This window comes from Pseudomonas fluvialis (genome assembly GCF_002234375.1).
GTDB lineage: Bacteria > Pseudomonadota > Gammaproteobacteria > Pseudomonadales > Pseudomonadaceae > Aquipseudomonas > Aquipseudomonas fluvialis.
Map to the genome: position 1 here is coordinate 137,293 of NZ_NMQV01000005.1, position 26,438 is coordinate 163,730.

General features: G+C 60.9%; 26 protein-coding genes. 15 read left to right on the forward strand and 11 right to left on the reverse strand.

The annotated features are described in order from the left end of the window. Nucleotides 1–13: 13 nt before the first annotated feature. Nucleotides 14–892 (reverse strand): acyl-CoA dehydrogenase middle domain-containing protein, encoded by an 879-nt coding sequence (locus CFY91_RS04230; RefSeq protein WP_093985098.1) that lies wholly within the window; start codon nucleotides 890–892, stop codon nucleotides 14–16. 138 nt (nucleotides 893–1,030) lie between these two features. Here CFY91_RS04230 and olsB point away from each other — a divergent pair, with 138 nt between their 5' ends. The 3 genes from olsB (at nucleotide 1,031) to CFY91_RS04245 (ending at nucleotide 3,094) form a co-directional block, all read left to right on the forward strand. Then, on the forward strand, nucleotides 1,031–1,801 hold the full coding sequence (gene olsB / locus CFY91_RS04235) for an L-ornithine N(alpha)-acyltransferase (RefSeq protein ID WP_093985099.1): 771 nt from the start codon (nucleotides 1,031–1,033) through the stop codon (nucleotides 1,799–1,801). 42 nt (nucleotides 1,802–1,843) lie between these two features. Next, nucleotides 1,844–2,617 carry a lysophospholipid acyltransferase family protein gene (locus CFY91_RS04240; protein ID WP_093985100.1) on the forward strand — a complete coding sequence of 258 codons (774 nt, stop codon included), beginning with the start codon at nucleotides 1,844–1,846 and terminating at the stop codon, nucleotides 2,615–2,617. Between the two features lie 174 nt (nucleotides 2,618–2,791). Then, complete coding sequence (locus tag CFY91_RS04245; RefSeq protein ID WP_093985101.1) at nucleotides 2,792–3,094, forward strand: hypothetical protein; 303 nt, start codon at nucleotides 2,792–2,794, stop codon at nucleotides 3,092–3,094. On the opposite strand, the gene CFY91_RS04250 is transcribed toward CFY91_RS04245, so the two are convergent. Next, on the reverse strand, nucleotides 3,095–3,931 hold the full coding sequence (locus CFY91_RS04250; protein WP_093985102.1) for an ATPase: 837 nt from the start codon (nucleotides 3,929–3,931) through the stop codon (nucleotides 3,095–3,097). It lies immediately after the preceding gene. Nucleotides 3,932–4,100: 169 nt separating this feature from the next. Here CFY91_RS04250 and CFY91_RS04255 point away from each other — a divergent pair, with 169 nt between their 5' ends. Genes CFY91_RS04255 through CFY91_RS04265 form a run of 3 tightly spaced genes read left to right on the forward strand, consistent with a single transcriptional unit; the run spans nucleotide 4,101 to nucleotide 8,122 of the window. Continuing rightward, nucleotides 4,101–6,077: a sensor domain-containing diguanylate cyclase gene (locus CFY91_RS04255; RefSeq protein WP_093985103.1), complete on the forward strand. Its 1,977-nt coding sequence runs from the start codon at nucleotides 4,101–4,103 to the stop codon at nucleotides 6,075–6,077. A 32-nt stretch (nucleotides 6,078–6,109) separates the two neighbouring features. Then, complete coding sequence (gene cysZ / locus CFY91_RS04260) at nucleotides 6,110–6,859, forward strand: sulfate transporter CysZ (RefSeq protein WP_093985104.1); 750 nt, start codon at nucleotides 6,110–6,112, stop codon at nucleotides 6,857–6,859. A 45-nt stretch (nucleotides 6,860–6,904) separates the two neighbouring features. After that, nucleotides 6,905–8,122 carry a glycosyltransferase family 4 protein gene (locus CFY91_RS04265; protein WP_093985228.1) on the forward strand — a complete coding sequence of 406 codons (1,218 nt, stop codon included), beginning with the start codon at nucleotides 6,905–6,907 and terminating at the stop codon, nucleotides 8,120–8,122. Here the strand turns inward: CFY91_RS04265 and CFY91_RS04270 are convergent. The 5 genes from CFY91_RS04270 to CFY91_RS04290 all read right to left on the reverse strand — a co-directional run bounded on the left by CFY91_RS04270 (nucleotide 8,091) and on the right by CFY91_RS04290 (nucleotide 11,913). Next, nucleotides 8,091–9,200: an NADH:flavin oxidoreductase gene (locus tag CFY91_RS04270; RefSeq protein WP_093985105.1), complete on the reverse strand. Its 1,110-nt coding sequence runs from the start codon at nucleotides 9,198–9,200 to the stop codon at nucleotides 8,091–8,093. The genes CFY91_RS04265 and CFY91_RS04270 overlap by 32 nt on opposite strands. 55 nt (nucleotides 9,201–9,255) lie before the next feature. Beyond that, nucleotides 9,256–9,849 (reverse strand): TetR/AcrR family transcriptional regulator, encoded by a 594-nt coding sequence (locus CFY91_RS04275; protein WP_093985106.1) that lies wholly within the window; start codon nucleotides 9,847–9,849, stop codon nucleotides 9,256–9,258. Between the two features lie 104 nt (nucleotides 9,850–9,953). Next, nucleotides 9,954–10,673, reverse strand: a complete 720-nt coding sequence (locus CFY91_RS04280; protein ID WP_093985107.1) for a nitroreductase family protein — start codon at nucleotides 10,671–10,673, stop codon at nucleotides 9,954–9,956. Nucleotides 10,674–10,799: 126 nt separating this feature from the next. Then, nucleotides 10,800–11,282, reverse strand: a complete 483-nt coding sequence (locus tag CFY91_RS04285; protein ID WP_093985108.1) for a glutathione peroxidase — start codon at nucleotides 11,280–11,282, stop codon at nucleotides 10,800–10,802. A gap of 145 nt (nucleotides 11,283–11,427) precedes the next feature. Further along, entirely contained in the window at nucleotides 11,428–11,913 is a 486-nt protein-coding gene (locus CFY91_RS04290; RefSeq protein ID WP_093985109.1) for an FKBP-type peptidyl-prolyl cis-trans isomerase, read from the reverse strand. 486 nt (nucleotides 11,914–12,399) lie between these two features. Here CFY91_RS04290 and CFY91_RS04295 point away from each other — a divergent pair, with 486 nt between their 5' ends. Both CFY91_RS04295 and pta read left to right on the forward strand, forming a co-directional pair. Next, nucleotides 12,400–13,587: an acetate kinase gene (locus CFY91_RS04295; protein ID WP_093985110.1), complete on the forward strand. Its 1,188-nt coding sequence runs from the start codon at nucleotides 12,400–12,402 to the stop codon at nucleotides 13,585–13,587. A 47-nt stretch (nucleotides 13,588–13,634) separates the two neighbouring features. After that, a complete protein-coding gene (gene pta / locus CFY91_RS04300) occupies nucleotides 13,635–15,716 on the forward strand; it encodes a phosphate acetyltransferase (protein ID WP_093985111.1) in 2,082 nt (693 codons plus the stop codon). A gap of 46 nt (nucleotides 15,717–15,762) precedes the next feature. Here pta and thiO read toward each other — a convergent pair whose 3' ends face one another. Further along, a complete protein-coding gene (gene thiO, locus CFY91_RS04305; protein ID WP_093985112.1) occupies nucleotides 15,763–16,857 on the reverse strand; it encodes a glycine oxidase ThiO in 1,095 nt (364 codons plus the stop codon). A gap of 99 nt (nucleotides 16,858–16,956) precedes the next feature. Here thiO and CFY91_RS04310 point away from each other — a divergent pair, with 99 nt between their 5' ends. The 7 genes from CFY91_RS04310 to CFY91_RS04340 all read left to right on the forward strand — a co-directional run bounded on the left by CFY91_RS04310 (nucleotide 16,957) and on the right by CFY91_RS04340 (nucleotide 24,412). Beyond that, entirely contained in the window at nucleotides 16,957–17,460 is a 504-nt protein-coding gene (locus CFY91_RS04310; RefSeq protein WP_093985229.1) for a GspH/FimT family protein, read from the forward strand. 156 nt (nucleotides 17,461–17,616) lie between these two features. Continuing rightward, nucleotides 17,617–18,153 (forward strand): GspH/FimT family pseudopilin, encoded by a 537-nt coding sequence (locus CFY91_RS04315; RefSeq protein WP_093985113.1) that lies wholly within the window; start codon nucleotides 17,617–17,619, stop codon nucleotides 18,151–18,153. A gap of 4 nt (nucleotides 18,154–18,157) precedes the next feature. Next, a complete protein-coding gene (gene pilV / locus CFY91_RS04320; protein WP_308809871.1) occupies nucleotides 18,158–18,730 on the forward strand; it encodes a type IV pilus modification protein PilV in 573 nt (190 codons plus the stop codon). After that, the gene (locus CFY91_RS04325) at nucleotides 18,727–19,545 is read left to right on the forward strand and encodes a prepilin-type N-terminal cleavage/methylation domain-containing protein (protein ID WP_093985231.1); all 819 of its coding nucleotides are present in this window, start codon (nucleotides 18,727–18,729) and stop codon (nucleotides 19,543–19,545) included. Before pilV ends, CFY91_RS04325 begins: the two co-directional genes overlap by 4 nt. After that, on the forward strand, nucleotides 19,542–20,174 hold the full coding sequence (locus CFY91_RS04330; protein WP_093985114.1) for a PilX N-terminal domain-containing pilus assembly protein: 633 nt from the start codon (nucleotides 19,542–19,544) through the stop codon (nucleotides 20,172–20,174). The genes CFY91_RS04325 and CFY91_RS04330 overlap by 4 nt, the downstream gene beginning before the upstream one ends. A gap of 13 nt (nucleotides 20,175–20,187) precedes the next feature. Then, nucleotides 20,188–23,988, forward strand: a complete 3,801-nt coding sequence (locus tag CFY91_RS04335; RefSeq protein ID WP_093985115.1) for a pilus assembly protein — start codon at nucleotides 20,188–20,190, stop codon at nucleotides 23,986–23,988. A gap of 1 nt (nucleotide 23,989) precedes the next feature. Then, on the forward strand, nucleotides 23,990–24,412 hold the full coding sequence (locus tag CFY91_RS04340) for a type IV pilin protein (protein WP_093985116.1): 423 nt from the start codon (nucleotides 23,990–23,992) through the stop codon (nucleotides 24,410–24,412). A gap of 65 nt (nucleotides 24,413–24,477) precedes the next feature. Here CFY91_RS04340 and ispH read toward each other — a convergent pair whose 3' ends face one another. From ispH to lspA, 3 genes are all read right to left on the reverse strand, one after another. Further along, nucleotides 24,478–25,422: a 4-hydroxy-3-methylbut-2-enyl diphosphate reductase gene (ispH, locus tag CFY91_RS04345; protein ID WP_093985117.1), complete on the reverse strand. Its 945-nt coding sequence runs from the start codon at nucleotides 25,420–25,422 to the stop codon at nucleotides 24,478–24,480. A 73-nt stretch (nucleotides 25,423–25,495) separates the two neighbouring features. Beyond that, the gene (locus CFY91_RS04350; protein WP_093985118.1) at nucleotides 25,496–25,933 is read right to left on the reverse strand and encodes an FKBP-type peptidyl-prolyl cis-trans isomerase; all 438 of its coding nucleotides are present in this window, start codon (nucleotides 25,931–25,933) and stop codon (nucleotides 25,496–25,498) included. Next, nucleotides 25,926–26,426, reverse strand: a complete 501-nt coding sequence (gene lspA, locus CFY91_RS04355; protein WP_093985119.1) for a signal peptidase II — start codon at nucleotides 26,424–26,426, stop codon at nucleotides 25,926–25,928. Before lspA ends, CFY91_RS04350 begins: the two co-directional genes overlap by 8 nt. Between the last annotated feature and the right edge of the window lie 12 nt (nucleotides 26,427–26,438).

Sequence of the window (26,438 nt, forward strand, 5' to 3'; positions counted from 1 at the left end):
AGGAGGATGACCATCACAGGCCCAGGCGCTGCACAGCCACGTCCAGACGGCGCGCCCGCGCCTTGGCTGCCAGGCCAAGCACCGCACGGTCACGCTGCCAGAGCTGCTGCCAGGCAGTTGGGCTGCTGGCGAACGCCGCGTCGATATCGGCAGACAGGGCTTCCTGCTGGGCAAACAGCCCCGCTAGCAGCAGGTGCCCCGCTGCGTCGCTGGCCGGCTGGCGCGCCACCTCGGCGCATCCGGCCAGCAGGCTGAGTACACGCAATTGCAGGGCTTGCGGCCAGGCGCACTGCTGGGCCACGCCGAGCAGCCAGGCATGCAGCGCGCAGAGCACGTAGAGGTCCTCCAGGCTGCGGAACGGCTTGCAGTACTCGGCCCAGCCATCACCCGGCAGCCGTTCGCACTGTGCCTGCTGCAAGCGCAGACGGGCATGCGGGATATCCGCCAGCAGCGGCATACCCGGCAAGCCCTGCAGCACCACGCCCGGCGCACCGGCATACAGCACCGCCAGAGCGATTTGCGGCGCGGCTCCGGCCGGCTCTTCGCGTGCTGCGACCAGCAGCCAGTCGGCCGCCTCGGCGGCCGTGACGAAGTCCTTGTTGCCGGTCAGGGTCAGGCCATCGAGGCGGGTCTGCATATCCGCCGGGCGCACGCTACGCTGCTCGGTCACACACAACGCGCCCAGGCTGGGCGGTGCCGCCGGCCACAAGGCACGCAACGCCGCCTGGTAGCCGGCCAGGAACGCACGCCCCGGCGTGCTGGCCAGGCGCCCACCCAGTAGCGCCAGGCGCAAGGGCTGTTGCCCGGCACGCGCCAGCAAGGCTTCGTACCATTCCGCCAGCGGGGCATCGTCCAGGCGTTCGCGCAGGCTGAGCAGTTCGCTCCAGGGCATGGCCATTCTCCTTGTCGTGGTTGTCACGCAAGCATCATGCAATGTTCATGGGCGTGACACCTGCTTTTTCTAGCCTGAGCTTGCCCAACAAGACCCTCCGGCTGCAACCGCCTTGCACCGGTCCATCGAGGCCTGCCCATGACCCAGATCGCCCGCCACCGTACCGCCAGCCAGACCACCGGCAAACCGAGCCGCCGCCTGCGCGCCGAACGCCTGCAGGGTATCGCTGCCCTGCGCGAAGCCCAGGCCCTGCGCTACCGAGTGTTCAGCAGCGAATTCGCCGCCAAGCTCAAGGGCGCCGAGTTCGGTCTGGACATGGATGACTACGACCCACACTGCCAGCACATCGGCGTGCGTGACCTGAGCAATGGCGAGCTGGTAGCCACCACCCGCCTGCTCGATCATCAGGCCGCCGCTGATCTTGGTCGTTTCTACAGCGAAGAAGAGTTCCGCCTGCACGGACTGGCTGGCCTTGAAGGGCCGCTGCTGGAGATCGGTCGCACCTGTGTCGATCCGGCCTATCGCAACGGCGCGACCATCGCCGTGCTATGGAGCGAACTGGCGGAAATCCTCAACGAGGGGCGCTATCGCTACCTGATGGGCTGCGCGAGCATTCCGATGCGCGACGGCGGCCTGCAGGCCCAGGCGATCATGCAGCGCCTGCGCGAACGTCACCTGTGCACCGAGTACCTGCGTGCCGAGCCCCGCCAGCCGCTACCGCGCCTGGAACTGCCAGACAACCTGATCAGCGAAATGCCCCCGTTGCTCAAGGCCTACATGCGCCTGGGGGCCAAGGTCTGCGGCGAGCCGTGCTGGGACCCGGACTTCCAGGTGGCCGACGTGTTCATCCTGCTCAAGCGCGATGAACTGTGCCCGCGCTATGCCCGGCACTTCAAGGCAGCGGTGTAAAGCAGGCATACTGGCTGCCCACTGGGTTGAATCGAGGAAGCCATGACGAGCGTGCGTCTTGCACTGCGCCTACTGCGCCTGAGCCTGGTGCTCGTACTGGGTGGCCTGCTGGGTGGCCTGATCAGCCTGCTGGAACGGCTGCGCGGCGCTGAGCAGCCAGCCCTGCGCCAACGGCTGACACGCTGGTTCATGGCGCGCCTGAGCAATGCCCTGCCCTATCGGCTGCGCATCACTGGCCAGCTCCCGGAGCAGCCGATGCTGTGGGTCGCCAACCATGTTTCCTGGGCAGACATCCCGCTGCTCGGCCAGCTCACCCCGCTGTCCTTCCTGTCCAAGGCCGAAGTACGCAGCTGGCCACTGGCCGGCTGGCTGGCGCACAAGGCCGGCACGCTGTTCATTCGTCGCGGTGCCGGCGATAGCCAGTGGCTCAATCAGCAACTGCAGCGCTACCTCAAGGACGGTCGTCCATTGCTGCTGTTTCCCGAAGGCACCACTCATGATGGCAGCACCTTGCGCACCTTCCATGGTCGCCTGCTGAGCAGTGCCATCGAGCTACAGATACCGCTGCAACCGGTCGCCATTCGCTACCTGCACCGCGGTCAGCCTTGCAGCCTGTCCCCCTTCGTCGGCGACGACGACATGCTCAGCCACCTGTTGCGCCTGCTGCGGGGTGAAGTACGCGACGTGGAAATTCATCTGCTGCCGCCACTCTGCAGTCGTGGCCTCAATCGCAACCAGTTGGCCCGCCAGGCACAACAGGTGATTGGCAACGCACTGTATGGCGAGCGTGACGAGCAAGCCGCGGCAGCGGCCTGAGTGGCTCGCCGACTGCGCCAACACAGTGCGCAGCGCCCCATGCCAGGGCAGCCGGAGCCGTTGTACAAGCCCGTCACCTGCCGCCCAGCCCGCCCGCAAAGGCCTATGCTAGAGCGGCACAGCCTTTGCTTGGCATACCCCAGCACGTATTAAAGCCACCTTGGGGTATGACACATGGAACTGAACAAGGCCGTACTGGATTGCATGCAGACCCTGCGCCGGCGCCTGCGCGCGGAAACCGGCGAAGACATTCGCCTCAGCCACAGTGACGCCCTGCCCCGCATGCTGCAGGCCTGTCACGCCTCACGCTCCACAGAAACCCGCGCGCTAGGTCGCCAGCTGGCGCAACTGAGCGGGCACAGCCTGCCTGTCGAGCCGCCCAGCCGCCCCAGCAGCCCGCCGCCGGCCAGCAGCACAACGCTGCCACCCAGCGGGACGACCGTACGCATCTATCGCGGCCAGCGCGTATACGCCTGATCAGCGCGCATTGAGCTGCTGCTGCAGGGTCTGCATCTGCGCCTGCAGTGCATTGATATTGCGGGTGACCTGGGCGCGGAAGGCATCGAACTCGGCGGTACTGCTCGGTGCCTGGTTGTCCAGCTGGCTGCGCAGCACCAGCAATTCCTGCTCGACACGTCCCAGCGCCGCACTCGGATCACTGCGCTTGGCCAGCCCAGCCAGCTCAGCGGCCAGCTTGTCCTGTTGCTTGCGCAAGCCCTGCTGGGCTTCCTGCACAGCAGCCAGGCGCTTGTCCTGCTCAGCCTGGCGCCCCGGCAGTTCGCCCAGCTTGGCCAAACGCCCATCCAGCACCTCAAACTGGCGTTTCTGTTCGGCCAGCAACTGTTCCACACGCTTATCCAGCGCCGCCTGGCGACTCGCCTGCTGCTGGCGTTCAGCCTGTGCCTTGCGCTGCTCCGCCTGCAGCGCGGCGAGGCGCTCCTCCAACTGCTTGACCCGCAACTTCAGCGCTTCGCTGTCACTCAGTACGCTCGACTCGGTGGCAACCACCTGACCGGAAATATCCTGGATGCGCCCAGCCGCCTCTTCGCTGATCCGCGCAAAGCTTTCCTGGGTCGCCACCAGCTGCTGAGCCAACAGGCTCTGCTGCTGCATGCTCCACCAGGCCAGGCCACCCAGGGCGATGCCCATGGCGCCGAGCAGCGCCCACAGCGGTCCCTGACTGGCCGCACGTGGCGCCACCTGCAGCGTGCGCGGCTGCGCTTCAGCAGTCACTGCAGCCAGGGGCTCGCGCTCGTCGCGGCCAGCCGTCAGGCTGGGAATATCGTCCAGTTCATCAAGGGCATCGTTACGCATGGCAAACCCATAGCAAGGGAAAAAATCAGCGGCGCGCAGTATACCGGCTCTGCCACGGCAACGGCTTACCAGCCAGCGGCCAACCCGTGCAGACAAAGGCGATTCATATCAAGTCGCCAGCACCGCCAACTGCCTATACTGGACAAGCGTATCCACTGCGAGTGCCGGCATGCCCATACGTTTGCGTCTGCTCATCCACTATGCCTTGCTGACCCTGGCCAGCCTGACGGGGATCTGGTGGCTGAGCCAAAACCTGCTGTTGCAGCGTTTCGATCAACTGGACGCCATGCAGTTGGCAGAAACCGCGCACAAACTGCACCGCCAGTGGCACCAGGAAATGCTCCACTACCGGGCCATCGGCCAGGACTGGGCCTGGTGGGACGACAGCTATGCGTTTATCCAGGACGGCAACCAGGCCTTTATCCGCAGCAACCTGGATGAACAGGCCCTGGATAACCTGCGCCTGCACTTCATCCTGTTCTACGACCCGCAAGGTCGCCTGCTCGGCCAGCGTTGGCGCATGCCGGAGATGGCCAGCCTGCAGATCTTCCACACCCAGCCACCGGCCAGCGCCCAGGAGCTCAAGGAACAGACCCTGGCCCTGCTGCGTGAACGCGGTCTGAACCTGGCAGACCCGGGCAGTCGCAATGGCCGCGTAGAAACCCTCAGCCAGGTCAACCTGGCCCTGCTGGTTTCAGCCACGCCGATCCTGCCGTCCAGCGCGCAGGGCGAGTCGCGCGGCATGCTGGTGATGGGCAGTTACTTCACCCGCGAACTGCTCAGTGCCCAGCAAAATCAGGTCATCGCACGCTTCCACCTGAGTAGCGAAGAGTTGCACAGCAGCGCCCAGCAGCAGCTCGAAGTGAGCTACAACGCCCTGACCAGCCATGCCTTGCTCGGCCCGCGGCGCCTCGACGAACAACACCAGTACAGCGAGTTGACCCTGCTCGATCGCCAGGGCCAGCCTGGGCTGACCTTTCACCTGGAACGCGAGCGCCCCAACTACCTGCAGGGCCAGCAGACCATCAACCTGTTTTTCGGCGCCACCCTGTTGATCATTCTGCTGTCTTCGGCGCTGGCCTTTGCTGTCTTCGAGTATTGGGTGCTGCGCCGCCTGGCAAGACTCAACCTGGAAATCAGTGGCATCGATGGTAGCCAGTACCTGCCACGCCTGAGCGACCAGGGACATGACGAGATCGGCCAGCTGAGCCAGGAACTCAACGGCATGCTGGAACGCCTGTCGCGCAGCGAAAGCCGCGACAAACTGATCCTTCAGCACATCGAGGACGGTTACTTCGAGCTCAATCGCAAGGGCCAGGTGGTGGACGCCAACCCGGCACTGGCGCGTCTGCTGGGGCTACCCGTGGAAATGCTGCTCGGCCGCTCCTACAGCGAACTGCTCGGCGAAGCCGATACGCTGCGCGCCCGCAACCTGTTCAAGGAGCGCCTGCAGGCCGGCAGCAGTCACTTCTCCGCGCCGTTCCGCCGCCCCGACGGCAGCGGCGGCCACCTTGATACGCATGTCTCGGTACTGCGCGACAACCGCGGCCGCCTGCTGGGCTACAACGGCATCCTGCGCGACGTCAGCGCACAACTGGACTACCAGAACCGCCTGCTCGATATGGCCTATCGCGACCCGCTGACCCAGCTGGGCAATCGCAAGGCCTTTGCCGAACAGCTGCAACACCTGCTCGGCGACAGCGTACGCCGCGCCCAGCCCCTGGCCCTGCTCTACCTGGACCTGGACCGCTTCAAGGAGGTCAATGACAGTCTCGGTCATGACTGTGGCGACCTGCTGCTGCAAGGGATTGCCGAACGCATGCGCAAGGTCGTGCGCGGGCCCGACCAGATCTACCGACTGGGCGGCGACGAATTCACCCTGCTGCTGCCAGACACCCCGGCCAACGCAGCACAACGTCTGGCGGCACGCCTGCTGCAGGAGCTGGCCGCGCCTTTCCAGCTCAATGGCCATCCGGTTGACTACATCACCTGCAGCATCGGCATTGCCGTTTCCCCCGAACACGCAGAGGACAGCGAGTCGCTGATCCGCGCCGCTGACCAGGCCATGTACCAAGCCAAGAAACAGCGTAACAGCGCATGTCTGTACAACGGCCCCAGGCTTTTCGAGGAGGGGCAAAGCCAGTAAGGTCTGCTCTCCGTTTTCCCTGGAGCCTCTTCATGCACTCGCCCGTCGCCCAAGGATTCAGCTATTTCCGTGAAGCACTGCCACTGCTGCTGCGCCCCGGCCTGCGGTTGTTCGTGATTCTCCCACTGCTGGTCAACCTGCTGGTCTTTGGCGGCTTGATCGTCTTCGCGCTGCAACTGTTCAATGACACCCTGGCGCAACTGATGAGCAGCGTACCGGACTGGCTGAGCTGGCTGGACTGGCTGCTCTGGCCCTTGTTCGTGGTGCTGATGCTACTGACGGTATTCTTCACCTTCAGCCTGCTTGCCAACCTGATCGCCGCGCCGTTCAACGGCTTTCTCGCCGAAAAGATCGAAGTGGTACTGCGCGGACGCGACGACTTCCCGCCGTTCAGCCTGCAGGAACTCGCCGCCATGGTGCCGCGCACGGTCGGTCGTGAATTGCGCAAGCTGGCCTACTTCCTGCCCCGCGCCATTCCCCTGCTGCTGCTGACCTTCATTCCGCTGATCAACCTGATCGCCATCCCCCTCTGGCTGCTGTTTGGCGTATGGATGCTGGCCATCCAGTACGTCGACTACCCGGCGGACAACAACAAGCTGTCCTGGCCGGACATGCTCGCCTGGCTGCGTGAGAAACGCTGGCAAAGTCTGGGATTCGGCGGCACGGTGTACCTGGCTTTGCTGGTGCCCTTCGCAAATATCCTGGTCATGCCCGTGGCGGTGGCCGGCGCCACCCTGTTCTGGGTCCGCGAAGGCGGCGTAGAACGCGTCACCGGGCGGTAACTCGCCTGTCATCAACAGGCAATGCCGGGCCTGCAGACTGCCGGCATGCCTGATACCTCTCTTCATATCGCCCTGGTCAGCGAGACATTTGCTCCGCAGGTCAACGGCGTGGCTCACACCCTGCAGCAGCTCTACCGGGGGCTGCAGGCACGCGGCCATCACCTGCAACTGGTACGTCCGCGCCAACCCGGAGAAGCGGCCTGCGCCGACCGCAACCTGTTGCTGACCCGTGGCTGGCCGCTACCCGGCTACCCAGGCTTGCAGTGGGGACATAGTGCACGCGGCAAGCTGCTGCGCCAGTGGCGACGGGTACGCCCGGATGTGCTCTACATCGCCACCGAAGGCCCGCTGGGCTGGTCAGCCCTGCAGGCCGCCCGCCAGTTACAGATCCCCGTGGTCAGTGGCTACCACACCAACTTCCAGCAGTACCTCGACCACTACGGCCTGGGTCTGCTGGAACGTCTGCTGATGCACTACCTGCGCTGTTTCCATGAACGCTGCCAGGCCACCCTGGTGCCCAGTCCATTCCAGCACACCGAACTGACCCGCCGTGGCTTCCATAACCTGCACCTGCTCGGGCGCGGCGTGGATGCCCAGCTGTTTCATCCGGCACGGCGTTGCCACAGCCTGCGCCAGCAATGGGGCGTCGCGGAAGACGAACTGGTCGTACTGTATGTCGGCCGGCTGGCCGCGGAAAAGAACCTGGCGCTGCTTGGCCGCACCTTTGCCAGCCTGCAGCAACACGCCGGGCAACGGCGTTTGCGACTGGTCGTGGTGGGTGACGGCCCACAGGCCGGACAGTGGCGACGGCAATGGCCGCAGGCGGTGTTTTGCGGGGTCAAGCAGGGCGAGGAACTGGCCAGGCATTATGCCTCGGCCGACCTGTTCGTCTTCCCCAGCCTGTCGGAAACCTTCGGCAACGTCGTGCTCGAAGCGCTGGCCTCGGGCCTGGCGGTCATTGCCTATGACCAGGCAGCCGCCGCCCAGTACATCCGCCATGGTTACAACGGTGTGCTGGCCATGCCAGGCGATGAGCGGGGCTTTATCGAGGCCGCCGGCTGGCTGCTGGACGACGGCGAAAGCCGCAGGCGCATGCGCCTTAATGCACGCCGCGAGGCCAGCCAGTGCGGCTGGCCACAGATCGTCGAGCAGTTCGAGGCGTTGCTGCGCCAGGCGACGCAAAACACCCTGAACACACGGCAGGTCGCTCAGCGACCTGCCGCCGGCACACTCAGTCGAGCGACATCAGCGCCTCGCGACTGAACGGCAGGATGTCCTGCTCGCGCCCCTCGCGCACCTTCAGCGCCCAGTCGGCATCCACCAGCAGGGCACGCCCCACCGCCACCAGGTCGAACTCCTGGCGATTCAGACGCTCCAGCAGGTTCTCCAGGCTGGCCGGCTTGGCCACCTTGTCGGTCTTCACCATGAACTGCAGGAACTCGCCATCCAGACCCACGCTGCCGACGGTGATGGTCGGCTTGCCGGTCAGCTGGCGGGTCCAGCCGGCCAGGTTGAGGTCCGAGCCCTCGAACTCCGGCTCCCAGAAGCGGCGGGTGGAGCAGTGGAAGATGTCCACGCCTGCGTCGCTGAGCGGCTTGAGGAAGGCTGCCAGCTCTTCCGGGGTCTGCACCAGGCGCGCGGTGTAGTCCTGCTGCTTCCACTGCGAGAAGCGGAAGATGATCGGGAAGTCCGGACCAACCGCTGCACGCACAGCCTTGATCACCTCGATGGCAAAGCGCGAACGGTTGGCCAGGCTGCCACCGTAACCATCGCTGCGCTGGTTGCTGCCTTCCCAGAAGAACTGGTCGATCAGGTAGCCATGCGCACCATGCAGTTCCACACCATCCATGCCGATGGCCTGGGCGTCACGTGCAGCCTGTGCGTAGGCCGCAACCACTTCGTCGATATCCGCCTGGGTCATGCCATGCACCACCACCTGGCCATCCTTGAGCTTCTCCATCGGCCCGTAGCCCGGCACGCTGGCATCCGGCTCAGTGCCCAGCTTGCGCACATTGCCAACATGCCACAGCTGCGGGACGATCTTGCCGCCTGCCGCGTGCACCGCATCGACCACCTGCTTCCAGCCGGCCAGAGCGTCCTCGCCGTAGAAGCGCGGCACGTTCGGATAACCGTTGGCCGCCTTGTGATTGATGGTGGTGCCTTCTGTGACGATCAGCCCGACACCGGCAGCGGCGCGGCGACGGTAGTACTCCACCACACCGGCATTCGGCACGCCGCCCGGCGAGAAGGAACGGGTCATCGGTGCCATGACCACGCGGGTCGGCAGCTCCAGATTGCCCAGGCGGAAGGGTTGGAAGAGTGCGTGTGCGGCATTGTTCATGGAGTCTCCTGTGGCCGGCCAACTGACCGGTCGTCTCGGTTTTACGGCAAAAAAGTCAGGCGGCCAGCAGCCGCTCCAGACGTGACACAAACTGTTCCAGAGGGGCCAGGTCACGGCCGACCTTGAGCTGGCCGAGCACGCCCTGCCAGGCACAACTGATGAAGGCGGCCAGGTTGGCACAGTCCTCGTCGGCCGGCAGCTCGCCACAGGCCTGCGCCTCGCGCAGGCAGGCAGCCAACAGGTGCGCCGATTCACCATGGATGGCCGCGACCTGCGCGCCGATGGCCGGCACATGCTCGCTCATCTCAAAGCTCAGGCTGCCAATGAAACAGTGGTATTCGAGTTTTTCCTGGCGCGCAAAATGCGCCAGCAGCTCACGGTAATAGCCCAGGATGCGCGCCCGTGGCGAACGCTGCGGATCGTCCAGGGCGGCGGCATAGCGCTGCAGGCGTGGTCGATAGACCTGCTCGAGCGCCTGCAGGGCAAAGTCTTCCTTACTCGCGAAGTAATGGTAGAAGCTGCCCTTGGGAATCCCCGCGGCCTGGACGATCTCCTGCACCCCGGTACCGTGGTAACCACGACGGGTCATCACCGCAGCGCCTTTGCTGAGGATCAGGTCACGCTTGTCGAGTCGGATTCGGCTGTTCATGGGCCAAGCATATGACCGGTCGTCTCGCCCTTCCCAGCACTATTGATTGCGCTGATCATCCGCCATGCGACAAGCGGCCCCCGGGCCTTGGCAGGCCGTTGCAATCAGTGCCACTCCACGCGCTGCTCCAGGGGAAAGCGCAGGCGCGGGTTGTATACCGCCCGCTCTCCCGGCTTGCCAACTGCCAGCAGCATCACCGGCACGGCAGCGCGGGGAATCTCCAGAACACGGCGCAGACGTACCTCGTCGAAACCTTCCAGCGGGCAGCTGCAGTAGCCATGGCTCTGCAACGCCAGCATGAGGTTCTCGGCCGCCAGTGCCGTGGACTTGACCGCCCACAGACGCATCTGAGCGTGGCTGTTGGGCGTGCGCATCAATGCGCGACGCCAGCCCAGCACACGCACCAGCTGACGTTTGAGCAGGCCGCGCCAGCCCAGCCAGCCCTGGTTGTACTGGAAGGGTGCGGTCTTGCTGTAGAAATGCCGGATAGGCGCCGGCACCTCGGGTTCCGGCCACTGCGCGATGATCTGCTCGCAACTGTCACGCCAGCAGTCCGGACGCGCCAGGACCACGATGATCAGCGGCGCCTTGGCCGCCTGCTGGCCCATGCACACCGAGCGCAGGCGCTGCAGCAGCTGTTCATCGCGAATCACCTGGAAGCTCCAGGGCTGCAGGTTGCAGGAATTGGGTGCCAGAATGGCCAGTTCCAGGCAATCGCGGATTACCGCATCCGGCACCGGCTCGGCCGTGAAACGACGTACCGCACGGCGCTGCTCGATCAGCGCGCGCAAGGCTTGGGGTGTGGCGGGGTGTTCAGGCGACATGCGGCAGTCTCGTCAGGGCAATGCCGCCGATTTAGCCGCCCGCCCGCCGAACAGGCAAGCGATGCGGCAAAACGACCTTGAGCTTGGCGCATCTGCCCTCAGGCGCCAGGACAGCCCTGGGCGCAATCAGCCCAGGGCGTTGTCGATGGCCTGCAACAGTGCCGGATCATCCGGTGCAGTTCGCGGCGCAAAGCGCGCCAGCACCCGACCATCGCCGGCCACCAGGAACTTCTCGAAGTTCCAGCTGATGTCGCCTGGGAAATCCGCACCTTCGCCAGCCAGCAGGCGATACAGCGGGTGGCGATCCTGGCCATTGACTTCCAGCTTGGCGGTCAGCGGGAAACTGACGCCATAATTGTGCAGGCAGAACTGCAGAATCTGCTCCGGCGTGCCCGGCTCCTGGCCGGCAAACTGGTTGCAAGGTACACCCAGTACGGTCAGGCCGCGCGCCCGGTACTGCTGGTAGAGCTGTTCAAGGCCGGCATATTGCGGGGTCAGGCCACATTCGGAAGCCACATTGACCACCAGCAACAACTGCCCGGCATAAGGTGCCAACGGCAACGGCTGGCCAGTCAGGTCGTTCAGCGTGAGGTCATGGATAGCGCTCATGGCACACTCCTGTAACAGGGTACACAGACAGCAAAGGCGCCTGAACCACCTGCTCTGCGCCTGTCATGGTCAGGCCTGAGTCTGGTCGGCACGGCGCCTGTCGGCAAGTGCGAGCCGTCTGCGACGGCCCGGCAAACCGGGAACATCAGTGGTGGTGACCACCTTCACCATGAATATGACCATGGGCGATTTCTTCGGCTTCGGCATCACGCACCTTGACCACCTTGACCTGGAAGGTCAGGCGCTGGCCGGCCAGCGGGTGATTGCCATCGACGGTGACATCATCACCTTCGATATCACGGATGGTGACGATCTGCATGCCACCGTCCGGGCCGGACGCGTGGAACTGCATGCCCACTTCCAGCTGGTCTACGCCTTCGAACATGCTGCGGTTGAGCGTCGCTACCAGCTCAACGCTGTACTCGCCGTAGGCTTCTTCGGGTTCGATGGTCACAGTCAGTTCATCACCGGCCTGCTTGCCTTCGAGGGCCTTTTCCAGGCCGACGATGATGTTGCGGCAGCCATGCAGGTAGACCAGCGGCGCACCACCGGCAGAGCTGTCGATCACCTCACCGGCATCGTTGGTCAGGGTGTAATCGATGGAAACGGCCTTGTTGGCGGCGATCTGCATGCTGAAAACCTTCGGCAAAAAATGAATAGGCCACGCAGTTTAACCCTGCCTCGCGGCGAAAGCGACCCGCCCCGCTCCCCGCCGATGAAACGCTTGATTATCGTCAGGGCGACATCTTCGGTCATCCGGCATGCTTGTCCGGCAACAGTGCAGGATAATCGCACTGCTACGTACAGAGGCCGCTATGGCGCCCGATGACGGCTAGCGCTTACCCGCGCCCGGCAGGCAGCATAACAATACATAACGCCTGACTGCCCCGCGCCAGCACCTGACAGACACAGATCAATAATTCTTTACGTGATTCTGTCCGCTGCCCCGCGAACCCCGTGACTACCCTGCCCTCGCCCAAGCCTGGCGGGCGTCTGGTTGTGCCTGCAACACCAGGCAAGGCACAGTAGTCATCAGGCCAGCCCGCTATAGTGCAGTCGGTCAGTCAATTGGCACCCTGTACACAGGTTTATACGTATTCAAGCTAAGGATTCCCCAATGTCTGCACGCAATATCCTGGTGATCAACTGCGGCAGCTCGTCGATCAAGTTCGCCCTGATCAATGAAGCGCAACCTCATTTCACCCTGTCCGGCCTGGCCGAGCGCCTGGGTTCGCCGCAAGCCGAGCTGCACTGGAAAAATGCCGAAGGCAAGCGCAGCGAACTGATCCAGGGTGCCGACCACCGCCAAGCCCTGAGCCGCATCCTGCCGCTGGCTGAAAAAGCTGCCGGCGGACAACTGCACGGTATCGGCCACCGCGTCGTGCATGGCGGCGAACACTTCACCAGTGCCTGCCTGATCGACCAGGCCGCGCTGCAGGCGATTGCCGCCACGGCGGCCCTCGCTCCCCTGCACAACCCTGCCAACCTGCAGGGTATCGAAGCGGCACTCAAGCTGTTCCCGCAACTGCCGCAAGTCGCCGTATTCGACACGGCCTTCCACCAGAGCATGCCGGAACATGCCTATCGCTATGCCGTGCCGGAAGCCCTGTATCGCCAGCACGGCGTGCGCCGCTACGGTTTCCACGGTACCAGCCACCGCTTCGTCAGCCAGCGCGCCAGCGAACTGTGTCAGCTGGACTACCAGGCCAGCTGCTGGCTCACCGCCCACCTGGGCAATGGTTGCTCCACGGCCGCCGTGGTCAACGGCCACAGCCAGGACACCAGCATGGGCCTGACCCCGTTGGAAGGCCTGGTGATGGGCACGCGCAGCGGCGATGTCGACCCCAACCTGCACGGTCACCTGGCCCGCACCCTGGGCTGGAGCCTGGAGCAGATCGACCAGATGTTGAATAAGGAAAGCGGCCTGCTCGGTCTCTCCGGGCTGTCCAACGACATGCGCGCGCTGGAAGAGGCCCGCGAGCAGGGGCATGCCGGCGCCACGCTGGCCATCGAGGTGTTCTGCTACCGTCTGGCCAAATCGCTGGCCGCCATGGGCTGTGCCCTGCCGCGCCTGGATGGGCTGATCTTCACCGGCGGCATCGGCGAGAACTCGCCATTGATCCGCAGCCGCACCGTCGCCCACCTGCGCCTGCTCAACCTGGCTTTGGACGAAACCGCCAACGCGCAGTGCATCCGCGGCCAGGAAGGCGCCATCCAGGCCGCCGGCCACCCGCGCGTACTGGTCGTACCCACCAACGAAGAACGCCAGATCGCCCTGGATACCCTGGCCCTGTTGCCAGCCTGACAGTCACTGTGCCGCCGCCGGCGGCACAGCCCCCGATAGGAGTGCCCATGCATACCTTTTTCCTCGCCCCCACCGGCTTCGGTGTCGGCCTGACCTCCATCAGCCTGGGCCTGGTTCGCGCCCTGGAACAGAACGGCCTGAAAGTCGGCTTCTACAAGCCGATTGCCCAACCCCACCCTGGCGATGCCGGGCCGGAGCGCTCCACCGAGCTGATCGCGCGCACCCACGGCCTGACCCCGCCAGCCCCCCAGCCGTTGCCCAAGGTCGAGCACATGCTCGGCGAAGGCCACCTCGACGAGTTGCTCGAAGAAATCGTCAGCGGTTTCCAGCAGGCTGCCGCCGGCGCTGACGTGGTGGTGGTCGAAGGCATGGTGCCGACCCGGCATGCCAGTTACGCCGCTCGCCTGAACTTCCACCTGGCCAAGTGCCTGGATGCCGAAGTGATCCTGGTCAGCGCCCCGGAACAGGAAACCCTGCGCGAACTGTCCGACCGCATCGAGATCCAGGCCCAGCTGTTCGGTGGCCCCAAGGACCCGAAAATGCTTGGGGTGATCCTCAACAAGGTGCGCGAAGCCGATCTCGGCGAGCGCCTGCAGAGCCACTCGTCGCTGTTTCGCAACCAGCATTTCCGCCTGCTCGGCTGCATCCCCTGGCAGGAAGAACTGAATGCCCCGCGCGTGCGCGATGTCGCCGACCTGCTCGGCGCGCAGATCATCAGTGCCGGGGAAATGGAGCAGCGTCGAGTACAGAAAATCGTGCTCTGCGCACGCGCCGTGCCCAATACCGTGCAACTGCTCAAGCCCGGCGTGCTGGTCGTCACCCCCGGCGACCGCGACGACATCATCCTCGCCGCCAGCCTGGCCACCATGAGCGGCGTACCGCTCGCCGGTCTCCTGCTGTGCAGCGATTTCCCACCCGACCCGCGCATCCTCGAATTGTGCCAGGGCGCGCTGAACGCCGGCCTGCCGGTACTCAGCGTGCAGACCGGCTCCTACGACACGGCCACCAACCTCAACCGGATGAACAAGGAAATTCCGGTGGATGACCGCGAGCGCGCCGAGAAGGTCACGGACTTCGTCGCCGAACACCTCGATCACGACGCCTTGCGCACCCGTTGCGGCACCCTGCGCGAGCTGCGCCTGTCGCCACCCGCGTTTCGCTTCCAGCTGGTGCAGCGCGCCCAGCAGGCCAACAAGCGCATCGTCCTGCCGGAAGGCAGCGAGCCACGTACCATCCAGGCCGCGGCCATCTGCCAGGCGCGCGGTATTGCCCGTTGCGTATTGCTGGCCAAACCCGAGGACGTGCATGCGGTGGCCCAGGCACAGGGCATCGAGTTGCCCGCCGGGCTGGAAATCCTCGACCCCGAGCAGATTCGCGAGCGCTACGTCGAGCCGATGGTCGAGCTGCGCAAGGGCAAGGGGCTGAACGCGCCCATGGCCGCCGCCCAACTGGAAGACAGCGTGGTACTGGGCACCATGATGCTCGCCCTGGATGAAGTCGACGGCCTGGTCTCCGGCGCCATCCACACTACCGCCAACACCATCCGCCCGGCCCTGCAACTGATCAAGACCGCCCCCGGCTACCGCCTGGTGTCCTCGGTGTTCTTCATGCTGCTGCCCGACGAAGTAGTGGTCTACGGCGATTGCGCAGTCAACCCGGACCCGAATGCCGAAGAGCTGGCGGAAATCGCCCTGCAGAGCGCCGCCTCGGCCGAAGCCTTCGGCATCCCCCCGCGGGTCGCGATGATCAGCTACTCCACCGGCGACTCAGGCAGCGGTGAAGAGGTCGAGAAAGTACGCAGCGCTACGCGCATCGCCCGCGAACGCAACCCGCAACTGCTCATCGATGGTCCGCTGCAGTACGACGCTGCGGCCATCGACAGCGTCGGCCGGCAAAAGGCCCCCAACAGCCCGGTCGCCGGTCGCGCCACGGTGTTCGTGTTCCCCGACCTGAACACCGGCAACACCACCTACAAGGCGGTGCAGCGCAGTGCCAACGTGATCAGCGTCGGCCCGATGCTGCAGGGCCTGCGCAAGCCGGTCAACGACCTGTCACGCGGCGCGCTGGTCGACGACATCGTCTTCACCATCGCCCTCACCGCCATCCAGGCTGCCAGCGACAAGGTGTAGCAAGCGCCTCCCGCACCTGCCGCCCCGGCAGGTGCGGCCCCCCCGGCTAGCCACGTAGTGCCTGTGGTCTGTAGGGCTGCGGATCAATGATCGGCGTACGCGCCAGCAACAGATCGCAGAGCAACCGGCATGAGGCTGGCGCCAGCACCAGGCCATTACGGAAATGCCCGCAGTTGAGCCACAAGCCCGGCCACTCCGGCACCTCGCCAATGTATGGCACGCCATTCGGTGAACCCGGCCGCAATCCCGCCCAGTGCCCGACCCGCTCGGCATGTGCCAGCTCCGGCAACAATGCCTGAGCAGAAGCTTCCAGGCTGTGCAGCGCCTCGTCGGTAGGGGTTTTGTCGTACCCCTGGTATTCCAGGGTGCTGCCGACCAGTACATGGCCATCGCGACGCGGAATCGCATAGCGTCCATCGGCAAGGACCATCGCCGGCAGAAAATCCTCAGCGCAGCGGTAGAGAATCATCTGTCCCTTGACCGGCTCGACCGGCAATTGCAGGCCCATATCACGCAGCAAGTCGCCACTCCAGGCGCCGGCAGCCACCACCACCTGATCCGCCCGATACTCGCCCTGCGTACTGCGCACCCCCACCACACGACCCTGCTCGGTCAGAAAACCCTGCACTGCACAGTGCTCCAGCAGGGTAACCGCCGGGCGCAGCGCCAGGCTGGCACGCAGCGCCTGCAACAAGCGCGGATTGCGGATATTCGCCACACCCGGCATGTACAAGGCCCGGCTAAAGCCGGCGCCCAGCGCTGGCAACACAGCACGCACCTGGCTGATCGGTAGCGCACGCAGCTCCCGCTGCTGCTCCTCTGCCCAAGCCAGCGCACGCTGTTCGTTGGGCAGGTCCAGCCAGTACAGCCCGGTCACGTGCAATTGCGGGTCGATGCCAGTCTCCTCAGCCAAGGACTGTGCCAACTGTGGATAGAAGTCCTGAGACCAATGCGCCAACGCCGATACCGCCGGGCTATAGCGCCAGGGATACAGCGGCGAGACGATCCCGCCACCCGCCCAAGACGCCTCACCACCACTACGCCCCTGCTCCAGCAACAGCACCTGCCGACCAGCATCCGCCAGCTGGCGCGCCATCAGCAGCCCGATAGCCCCAGCCCCCACCACAATCACCTTGCCCACAGCACCTCCCCGTCAACGCTTTACAGGCTCACGGCCTGGTCTATACCCAACGAGCGCGAACGGATTTCGCGCTCCCAGCCATTACACGGATGTCTTGCCATGCCCAACCATCGCCCCCGCGGGTTCACCCTGGTAGAACTGCTCACGACGCTCCTGCTGCTCAGCATCCTCGCCCACCTGGCCGTGCCTGCGCTGGCTCAGCTCAGACAAAACGCCCGCGATGAAGCCGCCACGGAAGAACTACTGACACTGCTCAACCATGCGCGCAGCCAGGCCGTACAACAACGCCGAAGCCTGCTGCTATGCCCCAGCAGCGATGGAAAAAACTGCCAAAGTGACTGGAACCTGCCCTGGCTACTACAAAGCCTTGAGCAACAGCCGCTGAGCTGGAGTGCACCTTATGCAGGGCAAAACCGCCTGCGCTGGGCAGGCTTCACCGGGCATATCCGTTTTCACAGCAACGGCACCAGCCCACTGAGCAATGGGCGCTTTTTCATTTGCGCCGACCGTCAAATCACCCAGCAACTGGTCATCAACCGGCAGGGCAGAATACGCCGAGCCAGCGCCGAGGAAAACCGCCAGGAAAGCAGCCGCTGCCTCTAAAGCAGATCGCCACGGCACCCGGCAAAGGTGCGACAGCGCACGCTTTATGGCACGCAGATGCCGGTTATCCTTAGCAAGCCACCGCACATCCTGAGCAGGCAGACAAACCTGCCCCCGGCGGCCATGATTCACTCACAAGACCGATCGGAGCAGCGCATGTCTCGTCCATCCCACAGTCGCGGGTTCACCCTGGTGGAGCTGATGATTACCCTGGCCCTGCTGGCCATCATGGCCTTCATCGCCATACCCAGCTTCACCCAGCTGACCCGCAACAATCAGCTCCAGGCCAAGGCGGAAGAACTTAAAAGTTTTCTGGTCTTCGCACGCAGTGAAGCGGTTACCCAGCGCAGAGCCATCAAGATCGACGCACTGAACAGCGCACTCTGGAAAGTCTGCTTCGCCAGCGCAGCCCCCGGCAGCAATAAATGCCCGGACGACGCCAATACCCTGCGCAACCTGGAAGTCGATAGCAGCATCGCAAAACTCGTCCTCACCAATGCAGGCGGAACCGCCATTAACCAACTGCTCTACCGCCCCAATGGCACTGCCAACGTGGGCGCCCTGATTACCGTATGCCGCAACAAGGACGCCAGCACCGGCTACCTGACCAGCATCGCCGCAAACGGCAGCGCAGCGCTGTTCCCGCGCGGCAAGTCAGACAACAGCGGCACCGCGCTGGCTAAATGTGAATAAGGAGATGCCCTTGAACAGGTCAAAAGGCTTCAGCCTCATTGAAGTACTGGTCACCCTGCTGCTCACCACGCTGGGCATCCTTGGCATGGTCGCCCTGCAAAGCCGCAGCATTCAGTACACCGCAGAATCTGCAAACACCAATTCAGCGATTGAACTCACCAGCCAGCTTATCGAGCTAATGCGCAGCAACCCCAACCAACTCTTCAACAAGAGCAAGGACTTTAATTACGACATCAAAAGCAGCTCCATGCTTTTGAAAAAAGCAGGCAGTGACTTCTCACCCGCACCTGCCACACTAAGTGCCCGAGCCTGCAACACCCCCAGCAGCCCACAACAGCAACGAGACTGCTGGCTGGAAAAAGTAAAAAGCCGATTACCTAATGCAGCCAATCTGATCAAGGATGGCTTTTATATTTGCCAAAGCTCAACCCCCAGCGCAACTAAAACGCCTACGTGCGACGGGAAAGGCTCAATCATTGAGATTCAACTGGCTTGGGCAAGTAAGAAGGGAACCTGCCCGGACGACCGCGCCCCCAATGACAGCACCTGCATTTATCGCACCAGGGTGGAATTATGAGCCACATGATTAATTCAAAAGAACATGGTTTATCCATGATCGAATTACTAATCGCCTTAGCCATCAGCAGCTTCCTGATCTTGGGGATCACACAAATATACATCGACAATAAAAGAAATTATCTTTTCCAACAAACTCAGGCAGCGAACCAGGAAAATCTGCGCTTCCTTGACTTACTTCTGAGCCAATACATTAACAAAGCTGGCTTCAGACGCTCACCACTGCAAGATCCGGTCGTAGCATTTCCTGCGGAAACAGTTGGCGGCGATACAGGCTGTGTATTCAAGAGCGAGCAATCGATCGTCCCGACAAAGGATCACACTGGCATTTGCATACGTTACTACCCCTTGCTTGCCAACGAACTGGACTGCACCGGAAGCACCCCAACACTCTCAGCCGGAGCGTCGCCCTTTGAGTCAAGCGGCAGCCATATAGTCATGATTTTACGCTATAACGCTGCCAACGACCTGAACGGCACACTCACGTGCCAAGTGGACAATCGCAGCGCAGAAATAGTCACTGGAATTGCCGACTTCCGCTTTAACTTCGGCATATCCATGAGCGCAGATCGCCAAGTAGACACACTGGTAGCCATTAATGATAACCAGGCTAAAGAAAAGCGCATCATGCAAGTTAACTACTCAGCCCTCATGGCCAGCGGCAATAATGTACGTTCATCAACAGACAGCATTGCGCTCACCAATTGGAAAACCGATACCACCACGGCAGAGCTTGCGCGCTTAACAGCAGGTGATAAAGGGCAGATATTCCAGATAGCCAGCAACACTTTCACCTTAAGGAATCAAATGCCATGATCTCCAGCACACCCAAAAATCAAAATGGCGCTGCTTTGCTGATTGCTCTGGTGTTGCTGGCAGTTATCACTGTACTGACGGTAAGTAACATGCGCGAAGTCACCCTGGAAGGCCGCATGACTGCTAACCGGGCAGAGAGCCTGCACTTGATCAATGCAACCGAAGCGGCACTACGTGAAGCCGAGAAACGCTTCGATACGACTGTCAATGTCATCGACAAGATTGAGCCCCGCAACGAAAACTGCATGAAAAACAACGCATACCGAGCGTTTGCCAATAAACCGTGCATTCTTGCCAGTGCGAACAAAAGCACTTTCCTCACGGCCATGGTCAACAATCCACTCAAAGCGATTGTCACTAGCTTCAACTGGAAAGGCTCAGACACTGATGCCGCCTCCAACAACGACCGCGTGTACTGGATGCCTTACCGCGGCACAGACCATAAAGCCAACTCCAGCTTGTCCGCAAAAGCCTATTGGAATACCACTTTGATTGATCAAATCAATCCCGAGTACGGAGCCGCGCTGACTGGCGAAGGTACTTACTTTTACCTGATCACCGCACAAGCCAATGACAAACTAGCCAGCCAGTCGACGAATGCTGTCATCTCACTTGGCCTTAACAAATAAAGGGGATTAAAAAATGAAGCGTATCACCCCGGCATTTCCGCTGAAAACACTGAGCAGCGCATTGTTCACTACAAGCCTGCTTGTCGCCACACTTGATGCCCAAGCCTCCGTATCACAAAGCCCGCTCAGCCTGACCACCAGTGTACCGCCTAATGTCATCTTCACTTTTGATGACTCAACCAGTATGAATGCTGCTTACGTGCCCGATAGCATTAAGGGAAGTCAAAATAAACGACACGCACTATCTTCCCACTTCAACGCTTTATACTACAACCCAAACACCATTTATAAAAAGCCGGCAAAAGTCGACAGCAACGGCAACGAGACAGAATTAACAACCTCGTTTAGCAAAGCTTTTTATGATGGCTACTCTCCAGAAAAGAACTCTGGCATAGACTGGGCCAACCTCAGCAACGACTATCAACCAAACTGGAACTATGTCAAAGACACCCAAACCACAGGCCGCGGGAATACTGGCAATATCAACTCCGGAGGGACAAATAACGTATTAGCAGAAAACCCAGCCATTGACTTTTCCGCAACAACAGCCATAACTACAAATAACACTGCAAGAGAAATCACAACACCTGCAGGCATTACATTCAAGATAACCAGAGGAACACGCGGCAACCGTTACACTTGCGAGGTAACTTCACCCCCAACACTAACAGCTATCACTCCAGATTGTGATAGATCAGACGACTATTACACTGCAAGCCTTAAAAATAAAGGTGTACCCGCATACTACTACGTACGCGACAACACTCTAACCAACTGCGACGCCTTAAAAAAAGACGATGAAAACTGCTATAGACTAGTTTTTGTTTCCTCAACATCAGGCACGGCCATCAAGCCTGACAAAACCATTCTCACCGACGAGCGAGAGAACTTTGCCATCTGGTATTCTTTTTACAGGACCAGGGCACTTGCCACCTTGTCATCCGCCAGCTTGGCCTTCATGAAATTCTCCTCTTCCTCGCGTTTGACTTGGCAAAGTCTTATTCACTGCAAAAGCCTCGATACATCAACTACCAACTGCGGAACAAGCACCTTTCGCACATATGACAACACACAACGCAAAAATTTCATTGACTGGCTGCAAAATAAAACAAAGTTCAATGACCCCAAAGGCACACCACTTCGTTCAGCGATGACTCGCGCCGGCGATTTTTTAAGCACTGACAAAGCCTGGCAAAAGACCCCTGACAAACCTGCTGAAAATAATTCAGCAAACACCTACGCTTGCCGCCCAAGCTATCAAATCGTCATGACAGACGGCATGTGGAACAGTGACGATGAATTTGCAAATCCAACAAATCATGACAACAGCGCAGAAATCGCACTCCCTGATGGCAAAAAATATACTAATACTCTGACTCCCTACAAAGACGCCACTAACGCTACGCTAGCCGATATCGCCATGCATTATTGGGCGACCGACTTGAACAGCGGACTCGCTAACAAATTGAAACCCTACACACCGTTCACCGGAAAAACTGACGACGAAACATATTGGGACCCGCGCAACAACCCTGCCACTTGGCAACACATGACCAATTATATGATGGGTCTCGGCCTGACCAACTCCCTACAGCAATCAGGACGGGAATGGGAAGGCAGCACTTTTAGTGGTGCAGGTTATGAAGCGCTCAAAAATGGAACACAGAACTGGCCTAAAGCATCTTCGAGCTCGGATAATAATGTCTACGACCTATGGCATGCGGCAATCAATTCGCGCGGTGAATTCTTCAGTGTTGATTCACCACAAAGCATGGTACAAGCCTTCAACGATATTATTGATCGGATTGCTGCGCGCAAGTCGGTAGCCGCCAAACCTGCTACAAACTCTGGCCAGGTGGCGGACGAAAGCTCAGACGGTTATAGCGTCACGACTTCTTTTTATCAAACCTCCTACTCAAGTGAAGAAAACTGGGCTGGCAACCTGATCCGTAAAGACAAAAAAGTCGAATATAACAAAGCGAATAACGATAAAACTGAGTCATCCGGGGAGCGCTGGCAAGCTAAAGACAAGATACCTGCCGCCGGCTCACGCAACATTAAAATTGCAAGCAGCGGCTCGTCTGGCCTGCAAGACTTCACATGGGCCAATGCTGGAAGTGTCAGCACCCCCAACAGTTTGGCATTTTATCTGAGTCGCAATCCGGAAGAGCTGGATGCCAGCACCACGGACACACTGGGAAGTGCACGTCTGGATTACCTACGCGGTGACCGCTCCCTTGAAGGCACCACGTTCCGTACCCGCACTAGCGTACTGGGTAGTTTGTATGCATCCAGCCCCGCGGTTGTTCGCGGCGCGCGCTATCTGCCAAGTTTTGGCAACCGACTGGAAAACAACACGAAATACACTACCTTTGCTGAATCAGTGAAGAATCGCAAAGCCATGGTTTATGTAGGCGGCAACGATGGCATGCTGCATGGATTCAACGCCGACACTGGTGCTGAAGAGTTTGCGTTCATTCCCACTGCTGTTTACCCAAAACTCAGCAAATACACGGGTAAAAAATATACCCATGAGTTCTATGTTGATGGCTCACCTGTCATTGCCGACGTATATGACGGAAATAACTGGCGAACCATTCTAGTGGGTACATTGCGCGCCGGTGGAAAGAGTGTTTTTGCCCTGGACATTACGACACCGGGCAGCGAGAAGCTTTTGTGGGAGTTTAACGACAGCAAAATAACCGGCACTGATGCTGTGAAAATGGGCTATAGCTTCTCCAAGCCGACGGTTGCCCGCCTGGCCACCGGTAACTGGGCCGTGGTGTTCGGCAACGGCTACGATGCAGCCAGTCACACTAATGGTAAAGCCGCCTTGTTTGTCTTGAATGCAGTCACCGGTGCCATGCTGACGGCAAATGACAAAGGCCTGGAAGTTGCAGGTACTGCAGGAGTAGCCAACGGTCTGTCGACGCCCAAGCTGTCCGACTTCAACGGCGACGGTATTGCCGAGTTCGCCTATGCCGGTGACTTGCAGGGCAATCTCTGGCGCTTTGATCTGCATAGCACCTCGGGCGCATACAAGGTTGCGTATGCCGAAAAGCCCATGTTCACAACACGTAGCAGCACAGGCTCGAAACCTCAGCCCATTACAGCTCCGCCCTCTCTTGTCCGGCACCCAACAGGTCAAGGCCACCTGCTGGTATTTGGTACAGGCAAGTACTTCGAGACCGGTGACACACAAGGTGACCGCTCGATTGCTCAAACCGTTTATGGAATCTGGGATAAAAACACCCGACTCACTGAAGAAGACCTCGACGCTAGCGGTAAGTCACTCAGCATCACCCGTAGCCAGCTGGTTGAGCAACGCATCCTTTTGGAATCCACGGCCAAAAGCCTTGTTGGCTCGACAACCTCGGAAGTCAGAACGATTAGTGATGACGCGGTGGTCTGGAGCTCCGGGAAACTTGGCTGGGCACTTGACCTGAAAGTAGGCAGCACGCTGGATGGCGAAATGGTCATCGAGGATATGGTGACCTTAGGGCGTACCCTGTTCTTCCAATCGCTCGTTCCCAATGACGACCCCTGTGCAGACGGATCTAGTAACTGGACCTATGCCATCAACCCGGCTACAGGCGGCAAGACCCAGCATCATGCGTTTGATCTGCGCTTCACAACGCCCGGCAAAGAGAATGACATCATCTCTGGTCGCAAACAGGATGGCGAAGGTGGTATCACAGGCACACAAAATCCAGATGGTAGCTTTGATCTTTGCACCGGCCTAACTTGTGTACCGGTTTTTGCTGATCCTGGTAGCACTGGACGCCAATCCTGGCGGATTGTCGAGGAGCAGTAAGTTGAACAGACATACACAACAACAGGGCTTTACCCTGATTGAACTGATGATCACGGTTGCCATCATCGCCATCTTGGCGGCGGTGGCTTACCCGAGTTACAGCGAGTACGTGAAACGGGGCAACCGCAGTGAAGGGCAGGCCTTGCTCAACGACACGGCGGCCTTGCAGGAACGTTACTATGCGCAAAACTTTGTCTATGTAACGGCCACCGCCGATATCGCCACCAAGCTCAAAGGCAAAACCAGCTCCCCCACTGGCAAGTACAACCTGACGCTGGGTGCAGGTGCTGCCACTGACGGAGGCTATTTGCTGACAGCTACCCAGCAATTCAGTGATACCGACTGTGGCAACCTGACGCTCAATGCCCTGGGTGTTCGTAACCGAACTGGCACCAAGAAAACCGCTGCCGAATGCTGGCGATAAGCTTCAGCGCATAATGCAAAAGGCCCAATCCTCGGATTGGGCCTTTTTGTATACATCAGGCTCGGCTACAGCTGCTTGACACGCAATTCCTTGGGCATCGAGAAGGTAACATTCTCCGGACGCCCCTGAATTTCCAGTGCTTCGCCAAGCCCCCAGGACTGCAGGCGCTGGATAACGCCCTGCACCAGCACCTCGGGCGCCGAGGCACCGGCGGTAATGCCGATACGCTGCAGGCCGGCAAACCACTCCTCGCGCAGGTCATCGGCGCCGTCGATCAGATAAGCCGGAGTATCCAGGCGCTCTGCCAGCTCGCGCAGGCGATTGGAGTTGGAGCTATTCGGGCTGCCGACTACCAGCACCACATCGCATTCGGCAGCCAGATGCTTCACGGCATCCTGGCGGTTCTGTGTGGCGTAGCAGATGTCATCCTTGCGCGGCCCGCCGATAGCCGGGAAGCGTGCACGCAGCGCATCGATGACCCGGCTGGTATCGTCCATGGACAAGGTTGTCTGGGTAACAAAGGCCAGGCGCTGCGGATCACGCACCTGCAAGCGTTGCACATCCTGCTCATCTTCCACCAGGTAGATGGCACCACCCTGGCTGCAGTCATACTGTCCCATGGTGCCTTCCACCTCGGGATGCCCGGCATGGCCGATGAGAATGCACTCACGACCTTCGCGGCTGTAGCGCACCACCTCCATGTGCACCTTGGTCACCAGCGGGCAGGTGGCATCGAACACCTTCAGACCACGTCGCTCGGCTTCCTGGCGTACCGCCTGGGAAACCCCATGGGCACTGAAGATGACAATCACCTGATCCGGCACCTGATCCAGCTGTTCCACGAACACTGCGCCACGTGCACGCAGGTCTTCGACCACGAACTTGTTATGCACCACTTCGTGACGCACATAAATGGGTGGCCCGAATACTTCCAGTGCGCGGTTGACGATCTCGATGGCGCGATCGACGCCGGCACAGAAGCCACGCGGGTTGGCGAGTTTGATCTGCATGCAGGTGATCTCGATAAGGGATAGGTGAGTCGAGCAAGGTGCGGCGCGACAGCACAGGCCGCGCGTCAGGCATTCAGAGCCCTTTGACCTCGATGATCTCTACCTCGAAGGTCAGCGGCTTGCCGGCCAGCGGATGGTTGAAGTCAATACTGACCTGCTGCTCGTCGAACGCCTTGACCACCCCCGGCAGCTCGCCCTTGGCGGCATCCTGGAAGATGATCAGCAGACCTTCGCTCAGCGGCATGTCGGTGAACTGGCTGCGCGGCATGACCTGCACATTCTGTGGATTAGGCTGGCCAAAGCCCTGCTCCGGACTGATTGGCAGGCTGCGTTTGTCGCCGGCCTTGAGACCGAACAGTGCCTGCTCGAAGCCAGGCAACAGGTTGCCATCGCCCACGCAGAAAGTGGCCGGGGCCTTACCCTCGGTGCTGTCTACCAGATCGCCGTTCTCCAGACGAATGGCGAAGTGCAGGGTAACCTGGGTCTGCGACCCGATACGTTGCTCAGTCATCTTTGGTGGCTCCGCTCGGCTGTGCCTTGAACATGTCCAGGGCCAGAAGAATGGCCCCCAGGGTAATGGCGCTGTCGGCCAGGTTGAACGCTGGGAAGTACCAGCGCTGTTGCCAGTGCACCAGGATGAAGTCGATCACATGGCCATAGACCACGCGATCGAACAGGTTACCCAGCGCCCCGCCCAGCACCAGCGCCAGGCCCAGGGCCAGCCAGTGTTCATGAGCCTGCAGACGCTTGAGCCAGACCACCAGCACAGCACTGACCACGAGCGCGATCAGCGCGAAAAACCAGCGTTGCCAGCCTCCCGCATCAGCCAGGAAGCTGAAAGCCGCGCCCGTGTTATAGGCCAGCGTCCAGCTGAAGTAATCCGGGATGACCACGACCTGCTGGTACAGCTGCAGGCTGTTTTCAAAGTACAACTTGCTCCACTGGTCGAGCAGAAAAATCAGCACACTCAATGCCAACCAGGGCAGCTTGCCAAAACGGCTCATGCGCCAACTCCC

Coding starts and splice junctions, on each gene's coding strand:
- CFY91_RS04230 (WP_093985098.1), bottom strand. CDS start 892: ATGCCCTGGAGCGAACTGCTCAGCCTGCGCGAACGCCTGGACGATGCC.
- olsB (WP_093985099.1), top strand. CDS start 1,031: ATGACCCAGATCGCCCGCCACCGTACCGCCAGCCAGACCACCGGCAAA.
- CFY91_RS04240 (WP_093985100.1), top strand. CDS start 1,844: ATGACGAGCGTGCGTCTTGCACTGCGCCTACTGCGCCTGAGCCTGGTG.
- CFY91_RS04245 (WP_093985101.1), top strand. CDS start 2,792: ATGGAACTGAACAAGGCCGTACTGGATTGCATGCAGACCCTGCGCCGG.
- CFY91_RS04250 (WP_093985102.1), bottom strand. CDS start 3,931: ATGCGTAACGATGCCCTTGATGAACTGGACGATATTCCCAGCCTGACG.
- CFY91_RS04255 (WP_093985103.1), top strand. CDS start 4,101: ATGCCCATACGTTTGCGTCTGCTCATCCACTATGCCTTGCTGACCCTG.
- cysZ (WP_093985104.1), top strand. CDS start 6,110: ATGCACTCGCCCGTCGCCCAAGGATTCAGCTATTTCCGTGAAGCACTG.
- CFY91_RS04265 (WP_093985228.1), top strand. CDS start 6,905: ATGCCTGATACCTCTCTTCATATCGCCCTGGTCAGCGAGACATTTGCT.
- CFY91_RS04270 (WP_093985105.1), bottom strand. CDS start 9,200: ATGAACAATGCCGCACACGCACTCTTCCAACCCTTCCGCCTGGGCAAT.
- CFY91_RS04275 (WP_093985106.1), bottom strand. CDS start 9,849: ATGAACAGCCGAATCCGACTCGACAAGCGTGACCTGATCCTCAGCAAA.
- CFY91_RS04280 (WP_093985107.1), bottom strand. CDS start 10,673: ATGTCGCCTGAACACCCCGCCACACCCCAAGCCTTGCGCGCGCTGATC.
- CFY91_RS04285 (WP_093985108.1), bottom strand. CDS start 11,282: ATGAGCGCTATCCATGACCTCACGCTGAACGACCTGACTGGCCAGCCG.
- CFY91_RS04290 (WP_093985109.1), bottom strand. CDS start 11,913: ATGCAGATCGCCGCCAACAAGGCCGTTTCCATCGATTACACCCTGACC.
- CFY91_RS04295 (WP_093985110.1), top strand. CDS start 12,400: ATGTCTGCACGCAATATCCTGGTGATCAACTGCGGCAGCTCGTCGATC.
- pta (WP_093985111.1), top strand. CDS start 13,635: ATGCATACCTTTTTCCTCGCCCCCACCGGCTTCGGTGTCGGCCTGACC.
- CFY91_RS04310 (WP_093985229.1), top strand. CDS start 16,957: ATGCCCAACCATCGCCCCCGCGGGTTCACCCTGGTAGAACTGCTCACG.
- CFY91_RS04315 (WP_093985113.1), top strand. CDS start 17,617: ATGTCTCGTCCATCCCACAGTCGCGGGTTCACCCTGGTGGAGCTGATG.
- pilV (WP_308809871.1), top strand. CDS start 18,158: ATGCCCTTGAACAGGTCAAAAGGCTTCAGCCTCATTGAAGTACTGGTC.
- CFY91_RS04325 (WP_093985231.1), top strand. CDS start 18,727: ATGAGCCACATGATTAATTCAAAAGAACATGGTTTATCCATGATCGAA.
- CFY91_RS04330 (WP_093985114.1), top strand. CDS start 19,542: ATGATCTCCAGCACACCCAAAAATCAAAATGGCGCTGCTTTGCTGATT.
- CFY91_RS04335 (WP_093985115.1), top strand. CDS start 20,188: ATGAAGCGTATCACCCCGGCATTTCCGCTGAAAACACTGAGCAGCGCA.
- ispH (WP_093985117.1), bottom strand. CDS start 25,422: ATGCAGATCAAACTCGCCAACCCGCGTGGCTTCTGTGCCGGCGTCGAT.
- CFY91_RS04350 (WP_093985118.1), bottom strand. CDS start 25,933: ATGACTGAGCAACGTATCGGGTCGCAGACCCAGGTTACCCTGCACTTC.
- lspA (WP_093985119.1), bottom strand. CDS start 26,426: ATGAGCCGTTTTGGCAAGCTGCCCTGGTTGGCATTGAGTGTGCTGATT.